Below are 14682 nucleotides of genomic sequence, written 5' to 3'. Positions count from 1 at the left end.
TTTATTAGATATGAGATTGGAGATGCTAGATTTTAGACAAAACCAGAAGCCTTAAACCCTAAACCTTTTAGCCGTTTACCTTTTTAGTATTTTCATTAAATCATTCTTTTCGAAATAGGCAATGCCTGCAACAAAAACAATCAACATGGCATTACCAATATAAATGTTTCTATGGAATACAAAAAACGAAGAGAATACCAATATGATCGAAATGACTAAGTAGGATAAAATCTTTTTAAGGTTATACGGGATCGGGTAATATTTTTGCCCTAGGATATACGAAATAATCATCATCGTTCCATAGGTTGCCATCGAAACCCAGGCAGAACCCATATAACTAAATTTTGGGATCAGTATGATATTGAATACAATGGTGATAAAGGCCCCGATTAAAGAAATATACAATCCAAACCTGGTTTGATCAGACAATCTATACCAAATAGAAAGGTTCATATAAATACCTAAACATACGTATCCCATCAGTAAATAAGGAACTGCAGGCAAACCTACCCAATACTCGGCCAGGTGTTTTGCATCCCGGCTAATAAAGTATTTCAGGATTTCGATATTTGCAGTGAGCGCCACAAAAAGAATGGAAAGTGCAATTACAAAGTACTCCAGAATTTTTGCATAAGTAACCTTTGCGTTTTCATTTTTGGCATAGCTGAAGAAAAACGGTTCTGCCCCCAATCTAAAAGCCATATTGAAAATACTCAGGAATATAGCCAGCTTGCAAACAGCACCATAAATACCTACTTCTGCTTCAGTTGTGTATCTATCCAAAAGTATTTTGTCCAGATTTTCATTAACGATGAAAGATAAATTTGCGATCAGGACAGGCCAGCTGTAAGAAAGCATTTTTTTAAATAAATCACGGTCAAATCTAAACTGAACCTTTAAAAATTCTGGCACTAAAAGCAAAAAGGTTAAGGCACTAGCTACCAGATTGGCAATAAATACATAGCCAACCCACTTATCACGAAACCAACTTTGAAAGAACGCCGCACCGGGCAAATCGTGTTTAATGATCAGTGGAATACCATAAATAAAAAACAGACTTAAGAGCACATAACTTAAGATATTTACAAATTTAATGATGCTATACCTAAAAGGCTTTCCATCAGCCCTGATCCTCGCAAAGGGAATTACACAGATGGCATCCGAAAACAAGAGCCAAAGAAAATACTGCACATATCTTTTTTGATCCTGATAGTGCGACATATTGCTGTTTAACAACCATTTGGTGATCGGTTCGGTAAGAACAAGGCCTGTAATTAAAAACAGTATGGATATAAAGGCAACGATCAGGAAAGAATTGTTATAAACCTGCTGTTTTTTATCTTCATGTTTATTGAGATACCGAAAAAAAGTAGTCTCCATTCCAAAGGCCAGTATAGCATTTGTCATAGATGCATAAGCATACATTTTGGTAAAAACACCTAATGCACTTGCACCGTAACTCCTGGTAAATATTGGTGTTAATATGAAATTGAGTAACCGTGAGGCAATGGTACTGATACCATAAACCATGGTTTGCCCAAGAAACTTTTTATATACAGACATTTATGATTGAGATTTGAGTACTGCGTATTGAGATAGGCTCCTTAGCGGAACAATATAGCAATCCAACAATTCAGCAATTTATTTTCTTAAGATTTCAAAATTACGATAGTTTTTTACTTCACCATCGCTTACCGCTACATTTTCTACCCGCGAGCGATCTGGCCCTTCGTGGCACCAGTTTACAAATTCTTCCAGAAAAACATTTTCGCCTTCTGCTTCAATATAAACCGATCCGTCCTTTTCGTTCCTTACAAAACCGGTTACCATCATTTGATTGGCAATAATTTTTGTGGTTTCTCTGAAGCCAACGCCCTGCACTTTACCTGTTATTGTTATATTGAGGTGTTTTACCCCTAAATCCCCTTGTGGAGACTTTATATTTTTTTCGCTCATGCTAAAATTTATTGTTGCAAAGTTAGTAAAGCAATTGTGTATCCCTATGTTCATAAGCCCAATTCGCTTGTTAAACTGTTAAATCTTTGCAATTCGCCTCTAAAATCTGACCATATTTCTTCCAGGATTTCTTTTGCGGGTTTAATTTCATCCAGCATAGCTGAAACCTGACCGATTTCGAGTTCACCATTTTCCATGTCGCCTTCAAACATCCCTGCTTTTGCCCTTGCTCTGCCCAAAAGCTCCATTAAGCGGCCTCGATCTGCACCTTCAGCTTCTGCTACCGATATTGCATCGGCAAATTCATTTTTCAGCAACCGCACCGGAACCAGTTTTTTCATGGCCAGTTTAGTATCGCCTTCTGCAGCAGCAATAATTTTATTTTTAAATGCCGGATGGGCAGATGATTCTTCTGCAACAGCAAAAGCCGAACCGATCTGAACGGCATTAGCACCTAAGACAAATGCGGCCAGCATGGCTTTTCCACTCGCAATGCCACCAGCTGCAATGACCGGAATTTTAACAGCATCCCTTATCATCGGAATTAAACACATGGTGGTGGTTTCTTCTCTACCGTTATGTCCACCTGCTTCAAAGCCTTCAGCAACAATAGCATCAACGCCAGCTTCCTGCGCTTTTATCGCAAATTTTGTATTCGCTATTACATGAACAACGGTAATATCCTTTTCCTTTAAAAAACTGGTCCATGTGGCAGGGTTACCTGCGGAAGAAAATACAATTTCAACTTTCTCTTCAATTACCACATCTATAATTTCCTGAATATTGGGATAGAGCAATGGAATATTAACGCCAAAGGGTTTATCGGTAGCTAACCTGCATTTCTGGATATGCGATCTTAAAACATCAGGATACATTGAACCCGCTCCAATAATGCCAAGGCCTCCTGCATTGGAAACTGCCGATGCCAACCTCCAGCCACTGCACCAAACCATTCCAGCCTGAATAATAGGGTATTTAATATTGAAAAGTTTACAGATTGGATTCATTGAAAATATTTACTTTATAAATGAGTGACAAATTAGGAAATATCTGCTATCCTGAGAATACCCTGTACAACTTTAAAGCACTTAACCTCAAAATATCACATTTCTAATGTGAAAAAGCTAAATGGCATTAAAATTTATCATGAGAACAGATCATGCTTTAAACACACTTTTTAAGATTGATAAAGAAATAACTAATGTATAATATCCAGATATTAAATCAACCGCTTTACCTGATCGCTTTCAATCTTAAAATCAGCGGACAGCTGGATTAGATTCAATCCTGGCTTTTTACCAACCGCTATTGTCCCAATTTGCTGATCAAGCTCCAAAAATTCGGCTCCATTTATAGTTGCCCAGCTCAACAGTTTCTCAAAAGTAACCTGCTTGTATTTCTGCAAGGTGATCATTTCTGACAGGATATTAAGTTGATGGTTGCTAGCTAAGCTATCCGTTCCCAAGGTAATCTTTACATTTTCTTCAATTAGCAGGTCAACGTCGGGTAAAGCATTTTCGATATATAAATTAGCCTGCGGACAAAGGCACCAATATAAATTATTGTTGTTTTCTTTTGCAAAGGCGATATCGGCTCTACTAGAAACAGTATTGTGCACCAACAAAGTTTTCTGCTCCTTTATATATGGTAACCAAGTTTGTAACGATGTTTTTTTTGTGGGTGCAAAAAAAGAAATATCGAGTCCTAGAAATTTGTATAGCGCTAAAAATCCACCTGATTTATTTTCGAAGAAAGCATTTTCATCTTTCGTTTCCTGGTTATGAATACTGATAAAAGCATTATCTTTTTCGGCTTCCACTTTTATCAATCCGAATAATTCAGGCGATACCGAATATGGTGCATGTGGTACAATGGAGGTGGGCAAAGTGCCAAAAGTGTGCTTAATTTTCTTTACATCATCCATTATCGCATTTGCCCGTCCAGGATTAAAACCCATGACCTCTATAAAGGTGTGATAATATATTTTGCTATGCTCTTTTACTTCTATTGATGAAATTTGGTTGGAAATATCGCCAACGGCTACAATCCCGTTTTCGAACATTTTCCGATCAGCAGCGTACATAGCCGTTTTAATTTCTTCTATATCGCCCTGCCTGCTTTTAATAATACTTTGTACAAATTCTACCAAACCCGTTTGCTCGGGAATTTGCCCCAACATGTGCGAGAGTTCTAAATGGCAGTGGGTATTGATAAAACCCGGAACGATTGAGCCTTTATGTTTCGTAATGGCTAAACCAAGACTCATGGCCTCTTCCTGGGTTAACACTTCTTCAATTTCACCATCTGGATTTACGACTACCACTCCGTTTTTAATCGGTGGTGATGAAACGGGGAAAATCCAATCGGCTGAAAAGTATTTTAACATACCGCAAATTAGCGGAATAACCGGAGCAAATAAAAAATATTTTTATGTGCCTGACCTATTTTGATGATAAAATGATTTTTGATTTAATTTCTTAAGAAATTAGAAAAGGGAAAGAAAAAGAGCCTCCTATCGGAATCGAACCAATGACCTACTGATTACAAGTCAGTTGCTCTACCAGCTGAGCTAAGGAGGCTTTAATCGGGCTGCAATGATAGAAAAAAATCTTCTTTTTTGAAAATTGAAAATTATTTTTTTGAAAATATTTAGTGTGCTGTCAGATATTAGCATCTGACAGCTAAAGGAATTCCAGAGAATTTTCAAAATCCGCCAGATGATAACATCTGACGGCACAAGAACGCTTTACAGGCAATCAGCATTTCCAATTATGAAAAAAATAACGGCAAACTTGTAGTCATTCACCACAAAGTGTGGAGAAGCTCTACAATGCCAAAATCCTGGCACACACATAAATATCTAAAAAACAGACAGTTAAACAAAATTAGTGGTTTGGCATCATTGTGAAATATTAGCAAGTATCGTTACACAAATTAAATTTTAAAATATATACTATGAAAAAGTTCGTTTTAGCAGCAACAGTATTAGCATTAGCAGGATTCTCAGCAGTACAGGCAAGTGAAGTAAATACAATCAAAAATGCTGCGATTGTTGCAGTTCAAGATAGCGCAGTGAAAACTCCAGTTAAATTGGAAGAACTTCCTGAGCCAGTAACAACAGCACTAAAATCTGATGCTTACAAAGGATGGACCGCTACTGAAGCTTGGTCTGTGAAAGAAGGAGCAAAAGAGTATTACTTAATCAACGTTAAAAAAGAAGCAGAAACAAATTCTGTTAAAATTGACAAAGACGGTAAACCTGTTCAATAATCAACACAAAAATATTCGCTCCATAATTAAATAATTAACAAGCATATTAAAGTAACGCAAGTTACAAACACTTTAAATTATATATCATGAAAAAGATCATTTTAGCCGCTACTTTAGCATTCGCAGGTTTCACAGCAGTTCAAGCAAGTGAAGTAAATACAATTAAAAATGCTGCAATTGTTGCAGTTCAAGATAGTGCAGTAAAAACTCCGGTTAAATTGGAAGAACTTCCTGCACCAGTAACCACCGCATTAAAATCGGATGCATACAAAGGCTGGACCGCTACTGAAGCTTTCTCTGTTAAAGAAGGTACGAAAGAATATTATTTAATTAATGTTAAAAAAGAAGCAGAAACTGGTTCAGTTAAAATCGACAAAGACGGTAAGCCAGTACAATAATCTCAAATAAATACGCCGCACAGGCATAATCAATATAAGCGTGGCCTTCGGGCTGCGCATAAACTAAAATAATACTATCTAAAAAATAATATCATGAAAAAATTAATTTTATCAGCTGCGTTCTTAGCTTTTGCAGGATTCTCAGCAGTACAGGCAAGTGAGGTAAATACAATCAAAAATGCTGCAATTGTTGCAGTTCAAGATAGCGCAGTAAAAACTCCGGTTAAATTGGAAGAACTTCCTGCTCCAGTTACAACAGCATTAAAATCTGATGCTTATAAAGGATGGACTGCTACTGAAGCCTGGTCTGTTAAAGAAGGAACAAAGGAATACTACTTAATCAATGTTAAAAAAGAAGCAGAAACTGGTTCGGTTAAAATTGATAAAGACGGTAAGCCAGTACAATAAAAACCCAAATAATTACATCTACCTATTATAAGAAAGCCGGATTATGTCCGGCTTTTCTTATTTTTGTTACATGGCGAGAATCCTGATCTTAGAAGACGATACTACATTTGCTCAATTACTTGAAGGTTTTTTAACAAAAAACGGTCATGAGATTACCCTTGTAACCCAAGTAAAGCAATCATTTAAGCAAGTTGAAAACAATGAATTCGACTTACTTCTAATCGATTACCGTCTGCCTGATGGGACAGGTCTAGAAGTGCTTAGCCACATTCGTGATCTGGGTCTATCCATACCTGCAATCATCATGACCAGTTTTAATGATGTTCGGACTGCGGTCAGATCTATTCAATTGGGTGCTTTTGATTATATTACCAAGCCGGTTAATCCAGATGAATTACTCATGGTGATCAAAAATTCTTTAGCTAAAAAGGATTTAAAAAGTGTTGAACCAAAAGAAACAAACAGTGATTTTATAAAAGGGAAAAGTGCAGTTGCAGATAAATTGTATGAGCACATCAGTTTGGTAGCCCCAACAGACATGTCGGTAATTATACAGGGCGAAAGCGGTACAGGAAAAGAATTTGCCGCCAGAACCCTGCACCAGCAAAGCAAGCGTGCCGATAAACCTTTCGTAGCAATAGATTGCGGGGCATTATCGAAAGACTTAGCCGCCAGCGAATTATTCGGGCACGTAAAAGGTGCTTTTACAGGCGCTTTAAATGACAAAAAAGGCCAATTTGAGGCCGCAAATGGCGGAACACTATTTTTAGATGAAGTAGGTAACCTAAGTTACGAAGTGCAGATTAAATTACTGAGGGCCTTGCAAGAAAGGGTAATCCAGCCTTTGGGCAGTACCAAACAAATCCCGGTTAATGTTCGCATCATTACGGCTACCAATGATGATCTCGCCAATAGTATGCAACAGGGCGAGTTTAGAGAAGATTTATATCATCGTTTAAATGAATTCAAAATCCAGCTTCCGCCCTTGAGAGATAGAGGCGGAGATTTAGAACTGTTTATCAACCACTTTATACAGCTTTCAAACCGCGATTTACAACGAAATGTAAAAAGTGTTTCTAGTGAGGCAAAAGCACTTTTGCTTAGTTACGATTGGCCGGGAAATTTGCGGGAGCTTAGCAATGTGATTAAACGTATGGTTTTATTAAGCCCAGGCGATGTTGCCCAGATTGGCGCATTACCTGATGAAATGATGATCTCTGTCCATCACCAGTCAGCTCCGGGTAATTCATCCGACCTTAAAGCAGTAAACGAACAGAATGAAAAAGCGTTGATTACTGAAACGTTGATCAAAGTGAGACATAACAAATCAAAAGCCGCTAAGATTTTAAACATCGACCGTAAAACCCTTTATGCCAAGATGGAGCGTTACGGTATAGAATAATTATCCGGCATTGGCGTAATCGATTTCCTCCATAAAGGCAATTAAGCTATCCAGTTTTCTGATCTGTAATAAAACTTCAGATTTAATATTGCTGGTTAAGCCTTTTTCGGCAATTTCTAATTCCAGGGTGCGGAATGCGCCTGCCAAAGTCTTCGAACCCATTTGCGCCGTGCGCCCTGCAAGGCGATGAACCAATAACCTGGCCTGATCTGGGTCATTATCGATCAAATGTTTTTTCAACGCTGCAGCATCATCTATAGAATCCTGTTTAAAACGGTTCAATATTTTTTCCAGCATTTGGTGGTCGCCAAAAGTCATTTTCTCAATGGAAGAAAAATCGAATTCAGGCTGTTCCGTTAAAATTTCAGTTCTATCAAATATAGATAGAATATCTACAGCCCTAAACGGTTTCATTATCAGTCCATCAAAGCCCTCACTCAAAACCATTTCGCGTTCTTCGGGTAAAACCTGTGCGGTAATGGCGTAAAATTTAATGTGCCCCGGTAGTTTCTTCTTTAACAAATGGCAAAGTTCGAATCCTGTCATTTCAGGCATACGCATATCAACCAGCACGTATTTTAAATCTGGCTCAGGTGCTGCGTGTAAGATATCGGCCACCTGGGTAAAGCTTCTAAACGGGATGTTGTTTTTCTGAAAAATCATTCCACATAAATCTAGAATGAGTTTATCATCATCAATTACCCAAACCGTGCCTGGGTTTACAATTGCAAAATGTTCCAAATCCAAAGCATCGTTTACACGCTCACTGGTATTTTCATATTTCATGTAAATATTAAATGTAGTACCAATGCCTGGTTTACTTTTTACATAAATTCTTCCGCCTTGCGTTTCGATCAAAGATTTAACAATAGGCAGTCCCAAACCTGTACCAGCCTGATTAATGATGTATTTTTCAGGAGATTCTATCTGCTCAAATTCATTAAAGATTTTAGGAATATCCTTTTCTTCAAACCCAATTCCGGTATCTTTTATAGTAAAATGGAAATGCAGAGCATCACCTTGCTTTTTATACGATACCGAAAGTTTAATTTCGCCTCTCAATGTAAATTTTACAGCGTTACCCAATAAGTTAAATAAAATCTGCTTTAACCTAAAAGCATCGCCTTTTACAAATTCCAGATCGGCAAGATCAAGTGATGTATTTAACTGAAGTGATTTCTGTTCTGCCAAAGGCCGCATTACCGAAACTACCTCATCTAAAGCTTTTTTGATGTTGAACACCTGGTTATTAAAACTAAATTCGCCCGAAATAATCCGGTTATAATCTAATACCTCGTTCACAATTTGAAGTAAATGAATGGAAGATTGATAAATGGCATCCACATCTTTTTTGTTCGGTACATCCTGCTGGGTAATCAGCTCGGCGTAGCCTAAAATAGACTGTAGTGGCGTTCTGATCTCATGGCTCATGTTCGATAGGAACCGTTGCTTAGCCTTACCATGGTATTCGGCCTCATCTTTAGCAAGCTCCAATGCCCTTCTGTACCTGTTGCTTTTTGTAATGTCAGCTAAAATCAAATACAGCAGAATAACCGTTAAAAGAAAAAAGATAATAATAATGGTTGTAATCTGCGTAATCCCGTCATTAACTACTTCTTTGGCCTGAATACCGTTTAAATCTACCTGGGCCACTGCCTCACCCTCCACTTCTCTTAAAATCTGTAGCATCTGTGCTGTCAGGGCATTACTGGCATTTGATAGGTCTGCTTCGCGTTTTAAAAATTTCTGACTTTTCTGACGTTGCTCCAGTTCTATGTTTTTTAAGGCCCCCGTCATGCTCTTCATAATGCTATCTTCAGCTTTAGCATTCAGCGTATCGCGCTTTACCTTAAACTCCTCATTAATAATTTTATATACATCAGATTTCTTCTTGCCAAACAGTTTACTTAAAAAACCTCTCGATTTCTGTTCTTCTTCAGGTGCAACCGTAGTGGTCGATGTAGTTGTCTCGGTGGTCAGTACCGCACTGTCCGTCTGCCTGGTACGTGTAGCAACCAGTTCATTTAATTTCTGAACCTCATTAGAGAACGATTTGGTATTCACCAACGTTTCTCTCACTTTTAAATAATTGATAAATTGTTTATCCCGGTCGGTTAACAGATTCTTGATCGACTTTATCCTGGCCAACTGAGCGGAATCGCCCTTGTACAATTTACGTAAGGTATCTAAACTAGCCCTTAACTTACGCGACTCTTTAAGAAAACTATAGGTTCCTTGTTTATTGAAAGCTTCATCCCTTTGTAACTGATCTAATCTTGCAATCTTATGTGAGAGATCATTTACGATCCTTAAGCGGTCGTTTGGCGCCGAAATTTCTTCAACGGTATCCAGCATCCGCGTAAAAGCAAACTTGCTGATGCCCCATGCCAATAGCAATGCAAAACAGGCGAACAGGAAACCTATAATTACTTTACTTTTTATTGCCCGGAAGAAACGCTTTTGGATAATAGCAGCCATTTAATTTAGATTATGTATGATAAACCCTAATTATAACGGTTTAACCTATAGAATTGATATGTGTTTATCTTTTACAAATAACGTACCACAAGAAAAATTGATTAAAAAACTTTAATTTTAAATGCCTAAAAAACAAACTATGAACCGTATCGACCGACTTTTCGGAATCTTAACCCTGCTTCAATCCAGAAAATACATTACCGCAGAAAAAATTGCGGAAAGGTTTGATATGAGCATACGCACGGTTTACCGTGATATTAAAGCATTAGGTGAACAGGGAATACCGGTAAGTTTTGAACAGCATAAAGGCTATTATCTGGTTCAGGGTTATTTCCTGCCGCCAGTTTCTTTTAATATGGACGAAGCCAATGCACTGCTATTGGTTGAAAGTTTGGTGAACGGATTTGCGGATATTTCTATCCGTACCCATTACGCTACAGCACTGACAAAAGTAAAGGCGGTATTAAAATCGGGACAAAAGGAAAAGCTCGAAACCTTGAACCAGCACATTAAATTGCAGATTCCTGAAAGATTAAATTTTAACTTCGAATACCTATCACTTATTCAACACGCCATTGCCGAAAAACACCTGATCGAACTCGATTATAAAAACAATAAGGAGGAAGTGAGCAGACGAGAAGTAGAACCAATTGGATTGATTTTCTATGCTTTTAGCTGGCATTTAATTGCCTGGTGCCATTACCGGAATCAATACCGTGATTTTAACCTCACCCGGATCATCTGCCTTAAAAATTTAGGTATTCCTTTCAAAAAAACGCAGCACATGCCGTTAAGTGAATACATGCACTTGCTTCCCGTAAATTATTAAAAAAATATTTTTCACACTGCCATAGGGTTGTCAGTGGGCTGTATTTTCTTTGTATAACTAAACACCAAAATCATGAGTATAGCCGATTTACTACTAATGGATTTAAATACCGCAGAAAAAACAAAACAGAAAAATATGGACATTATTAAATTATTATTGAAAGAGTTAGAAGCCGAATTTAATACGACAAAAAAATTCCTGGCTATTGTACCTGTAGATAAATTTGACTGGGCACCACACGAAAAAAGCATGAAAATGAAATCGCTTGTGGTTCATATTGCTGATCTGCCGAGTTGGGTTTCGCTGGCTTTAACTACTGATGGACTGGATTTTGAAACAGCACCTTATGTAGAAAAACCTGTAGAAAGTGCCGATGACCTGGTTAAAATTCTAGCGGAAAATTATGCACTGGGAAAAGCAGAATTGGAAAAAGCTACAGAAGAAGACCTAGATGGCCGTTGGGTGTTGAGCATGGGCAAACAGGTTTTGGCAGATTATTCTAAATACGAAACCATCCGCCATTCACTTAGCCAAACTACTCACCACAGGGCACAGTTAGGCGTTTACTTAAGATTGTTGGATATCCCAATCCCAGGCAGCTATGGCCCAAGTGCAGACGATCAAAACTTTTAGTTGTTAATAATTTTTTCGAATGGGCTGTTGAAACCTGGTGTGTTTCGACGGCCCGTTTTGAAATGACAACACGATTACCAGACTACCTTGACATTCCATTTCCGCTTTGCTACTTTTAGCAATGAAAAAAATATTGGCAATCTCTGGAAGCACGAAAGCAGTATCAACCAATGCACTTTACATAACTGCCATCTCCAGGCTTTTGGGTGGAAACTTCGAGGTAACAAACCTTCCATCCATTGCAAATATTCAACATTTCAATCCTGATTTAGACCAGGAAAATCCACCACAGCCCGTCGAAGCGCTTCGCTCAATCATCAAAAAGGCAGATGGAATCATCATCTCTACACCAGAATACGCAATGGGCTTACCGGGGTCGTTAAAAAACCTCCTCGATTGGACTGTAAGTTCAGCCTCATTTTCTGGGAAACCCGTTTTAGCACTTGTTGCTTCAACCCAAGGCGAAAAAGCTTATCGATCCATCATTGATATTTTAACGGTAATTGAAGCGAGGGTATCGCCCCAGCTTATCTCATTTGCAAAAGCGAAGATTAATAACGAGGCAGCAATTACCGATAAGGAAACTTTAACAGCACTCAAAAGCACTATCGATTCATTTGTTGCCAGTATCGAGAATGGATAACACGATTTATTTCCGTAAAATTGCAGTATGAACAATAACTCTGCAACCCGTTTAAATAAATTCATCAGTGAAAGTGGATTATGTTCACGCCGTGAAGCAGACCGTTATATCGAAAAGGGCACAGTTTTCATCAATGGAAAAAGGGCCAAAGTAGGCGATCAGGTTTTTGCAGGCGATAAAGTGATGGTAAACGGTCATAATATCGAACCTAAAGAAGAAAGTAATTTCATTCTATTGGCTTTTAACAAGCCTGTCGGCATTACCAGTACGACAGAAGGCAGCGTACGCGATAATATTGTAGATTATGTTAACCACAGCGAAAGGATATTCCCAATTGGCCGATTGGATAAAGATTCGTCAGGTCTGATCTTTCTAACCAACAACGGCGACATCGTTAACAAAATTTTAAGGGCAGGAAATAAACACGAAAAGGAATATGTGGTAACGGTAAACAAACCGATTACTGAAGATTTTATTTTCGAAATGAGCAATGGTGTTCCGATTTTAGGGGTGAATACGCGTAAATGCAAGGTAAGGCAGATCAGCACATTTGTATTCAATATTATCTTAATTCAGGGCTTAAACAGGCAGATCCGTAGAATGTGCGAGCATTTTGGTTACGAGGTTACCAAGCTAGAGCGTACCCGCATTATGAATATCAATTTAAAAGGTATTCCTACAGGAGAATTTAGAGAACTTACCGAAGACGAGATGAAAAGCATCACTAAAAGTGTTGAAAATTCATCATCCGAAGCCAAAATAAAGCCCAAAAGCACTAAGAAAAAAGCAAATGCCTGGGAAGAAATCCCTGAACTTAGAGAAGAACAGCCAAAAAAGGCATTTAAACCAAAGCCGTCTGGCCCAAAATCAACAGGAAAAAAGAGCGCAGGTCATTCAGGAGCAAAACCGACAGGTAAAAGCAATGCAGGGAACAGAAATTCCAGGCCTGCCAAAGGTAAGGCTATCAGCAAGTCAAACTCAAGAGGCAGAGGAAGATAAAGCTAATTAATTGTAAAATTTGGCATCTTGCAGGCACCCTCAACCTTCTACCTTTCTGCCTTACACCTTTTTTAAGTACCTTTGCAACAAATGGTAACAGCAAAAAAAACCGATATCCGTGCATTAGATCTACCTCAATTGCAACAACGCCTTGTAGCGATGCAACAGCCTGCATTTAGGGCTAAGCAGATTTACCAATGGCTTTGGGAGAAATCGGCTACGAGTTTCGAGCAGATGAGCAATCTTTCTAAAGATCTTCGTAAGGCATTGGACGAAACTTTTGCCATTAATGCTGTTCAGGTTAACAATTCTCAGTTCAGTAACGACCATACCATTAAAAACACTTTCAGGTTAGCAGACGGTAATATTGTAGAGGGGGTTTTAATTCCTTTAGAAGACCGTATGACCGCTTGCGTAAGTTCTCAGGTAGGTTGCAGTTTAACCTGTAAGTTCTGTGCAACTGGCTACATGGACCGTAAGCGTAATCTAAACGCAGATGAAATTTATGACCAGGTAGTATTGATCGATAAACAGGCTAAACAGAACTATAACAATCCGCTTACCAATATCGTGTATATGGGCATGGGAGAGCCACTGTTAAATTATGCCAATGTACTGAAGTCGATTGAGCGTATCACTGCTCCTGATGGCTTAAACATGAGTTATAAGCGTATTACGGTTTCTACTGCGGGTATTGCTAAAATGATCAAGAAATTAGGCGATGATGGTGCAAAATTTAATCTGGCACTTTCGCTTCATGCTGCTGATGATAAAAAACGTAATGAGATTATGCCGATCAATGAGGCCAACTCGTTAAAAGCATTGGCCGATGCGCTAAAATATTATTTTGCTAAAACTAAAAATCCGGTAACTTACGAATACATTGTTTTTAATCATTTTAACGATGAAATTTCGGATGCTATGGATTTAGCTAAATTCTGTAAACATATTCCCTGCAAGGTAAACCTGATCGAATATAACCCTATTTCTTTCGCCGATTTCACCAATGCAGAAGGCGATAAGATCGATGCTTTTTCCAATTATTTAAAAAGCCAGGGGATCAATACCAATATCCGCCGTAGCCGTGGTAAAGATATCGATGCCGCTTGCGGGCAGTTAGCGGTTAAAGAGGAAGCTAACGCTTAATCTCTTCTTTTAAATACGCTATTCAATATTATTTGTTAAGTATAATCCAGAAGATTAATTTTTTGATGATCTGGAGCGCAATAACAGTAAAATATAGGTTGGGTTCCGTCCTGCTGTCCGCTGCAATCCTTTTGGGAAACCCTTGGGATAAACAATCTACCCCTGCCCAAAAGGGATTTCCGCTGCCATCAGGGCTATTGAACCTGGGATTGAAGTGTAAACGATTGATGAATATACTCTGCGCAAATCAGTGTAATCTGCGGGAACAACCCCTTAACTCATCTTAACTCCTTAATGATAGAAATAACCGCTGTTACAGTTCCTTTCACCATTAAGGGATTAAGGGCATTAGGGAATATCCGGTATCAGGCCCCCTAACTTTTATTCACTCCCTAATGGTGGAAAAGTGAAGGGTACAGAACAAAATGCCCATAAACGAAGAAAACCCTTGAGCATTTCTGCTGAAGGGTTTCTTTTAATATTTGGCACCGACCTACTCTCCCACGTGTTACCGCAGTAC

14 protein-coding genes and 1 tRNA gene are annotated in these 14682 nt (G+C 38.5%); 9 read left to right on the top strand and 6 right to left on the bottom strand.

Going from position 1 to position 14682, the window contains the following annotated elements; translation table 11 throughout:
* Positions 1-75: 75 nt before the first annotated feature.
* The 5 genes from ACTJKN_RS25130 to ACTJKN_RS25110 all read right to left on the bottom strand — a co-directional run bounded on the left by ACTJKN_RS25130 (position 76) and on the right by ACTJKN_RS25110 (position 4535).
* Positions 76-1563 (bottom strand): oligosaccharide flippase family protein, encoded by a 1488-nt coding sequence (locus ACTJKN_RS25130; RefSeq protein ID WP_440828395.1) that lies wholly within the window; start codon positions 1561-1563, stop codon positions 76-78.
* Positions 1564-1641: 78 nt separating this feature from the next.
* Complete coding sequence (locus ACTJKN_RS25125; protein ID WP_440828394.1) at positions 1642-1956, bottom strand: acylphosphatase; 315 nt, start codon at positions 1954-1956, stop codon at positions 1642-1644.
* 50 nt (positions 1957-2006) lie between these two features.
* On the bottom strand, positions 2007-2963 hold the full coding sequence (locus ACTJKN_RS25120; protein ID WP_440828393.1) for an NAD(P)H-dependent flavin oxidoreductase: 957 nt from the start codon (positions 2961-2963) through the stop codon (positions 2007-2009).
* Between the two features lie 212 nt (positions 2964-3175).
* On the bottom strand, positions 3176-4342 hold the full coding sequence (locus ACTJKN_RS25115; RefSeq protein WP_440828392.1) for an amidohydrolase family protein: 1167 nt from the start codon (positions 4340-4342) through the stop codon (positions 3176-3178).
* A gap of 120 nt (positions 4343-4462) precedes the next feature.
* Positions 4463-4535: transfer RNA gene (locus tag ACTJKN_RS25110), tRNA-Thr, on the bottom strand.
* A 376-nt stretch (positions 4536-4911) separates the two neighbouring features.
* Between ACTJKN_RS25110 and ACTJKN_RS25105 the strand changes: the two genes are divergently transcribed.
* From ACTJKN_RS25105 to ACTJKN_RS25090, 4 genes are all read left to right on the top strand, one after another.
* Entirely contained in the window at positions 4912-5226 is a 315-nt protein-coding gene (locus ACTJKN_RS25105) for a hypothetical protein (protein ID WP_440828391.1), read from the top strand.
* Between the two features lie 86 nt (positions 5227-5312).
* Entirely contained in the window at positions 5313-5624 is a 312-nt protein-coding gene (locus ACTJKN_RS25100) for a hypothetical protein (RefSeq protein ID WP_057931900.1), read from the top strand.
* Positions 5625-5717: 93 nt separating this feature from the next.
* Complete coding sequence (locus ACTJKN_RS25095; RefSeq protein ID WP_057931901.1) at positions 5718-6032, top strand: hypothetical protein; 315 nt, start codon at positions 5718-5720, stop codon at positions 6030-6032.
* A gap of 70 nt (positions 6033-6102) precedes the next feature.
* Complete coding sequence (locus ACTJKN_RS25090) at positions 6103-7434, top strand: sigma-54-dependent transcriptional regulator (RefSeq protein WP_440828390.1); 1332 nt, start codon at positions 6103-6105, stop codon at positions 7432-7434.
* Here ACTJKN_RS25090 and ACTJKN_RS25085 read toward each other — a convergent pair whose 3' ends face one another.
* Positions 7435-9912, bottom strand: a complete 2478-nt coding sequence (locus ACTJKN_RS25085; RefSeq protein ID WP_440828389.1) for an ATP-binding protein — start codon at positions 9910-9912, stop codon at positions 7435-7437.
* Positions 9913-10033: 121 nt separating this feature from the next.
* Here ACTJKN_RS25085 and ACTJKN_RS25080 point away from each other — a divergent pair, with 121 nt between their 5' ends.
* The 5 genes from ACTJKN_RS25080 (at position 10034) to rlmN (ending at position 14162) form a co-directional block, all read left to right on the top strand.
* Positions 10034-10741: a helix-turn-helix transcriptional regulator gene (locus ACTJKN_RS25080; RefSeq protein ID WP_440828388.1), complete on the top strand. Its 708-nt coding sequence runs from the start codon at positions 10034-10036 to the stop codon at positions 10739-10741.
* Positions 10742-10813: 72 nt separating this feature from the next.
* Positions 10814-11374: a DinB family protein gene (locus ACTJKN_RS25075; protein ID WP_440828387.1), complete on the top strand. Its 561-nt coding sequence runs from the start codon at positions 10814-10816 to the stop codon at positions 11372-11374.
* Positions 11375-11495: 121 nt separating this feature from the next.
* Positions 11496-12017: an NADPH-dependent FMN reductase gene (locus ACTJKN_RS25070; protein ID WP_440828386.1), complete on the top strand. Its 522-nt coding sequence runs from the start codon at positions 11496-11498 to the stop codon at positions 12015-12017.
* A 27-nt stretch (positions 12018-12044) separates the two neighbouring features.
* A complete protein-coding gene (gene rluF, locus ACTJKN_RS25065) occupies positions 12045-13016 on the top strand; it encodes a 23S rRNA pseudouridine(2604) synthase RluF (RefSeq protein ID WP_440828385.1) in 972 nt (323 codons plus the stop codon).
* A 90-nt stretch (positions 13017-13106) separates the two neighbouring features.
* Positions 13107-14162 carry a 23S rRNA (adenine(2503)-C(2))-methyltransferase RlmN gene (rlmN, locus tag ACTJKN_RS25060; RefSeq protein ID WP_440828384.1) on the top strand — a complete coding sequence of 352 codons (1056 nt, stop codon included), beginning with the start codon at positions 13107-13109 and terminating at the stop codon, positions 14160-14162.
* The last annotated feature ends 520 nt before the right edge of the window (positions 14163-14682 follow it).

It is taken from the genome of Pedobacter sp. 22163, from assembly GCF_052045595.1.
GTDB lineage: Bacteria > Bacteroidota > Bacteroidia > Sphingobacteriales > Sphingobacteriaceae > Pedobacter.
Note: the sequence above shows the minus strand (reverse complement) of the source record. Positions and strands in the feature narration are given on the sequence as shown.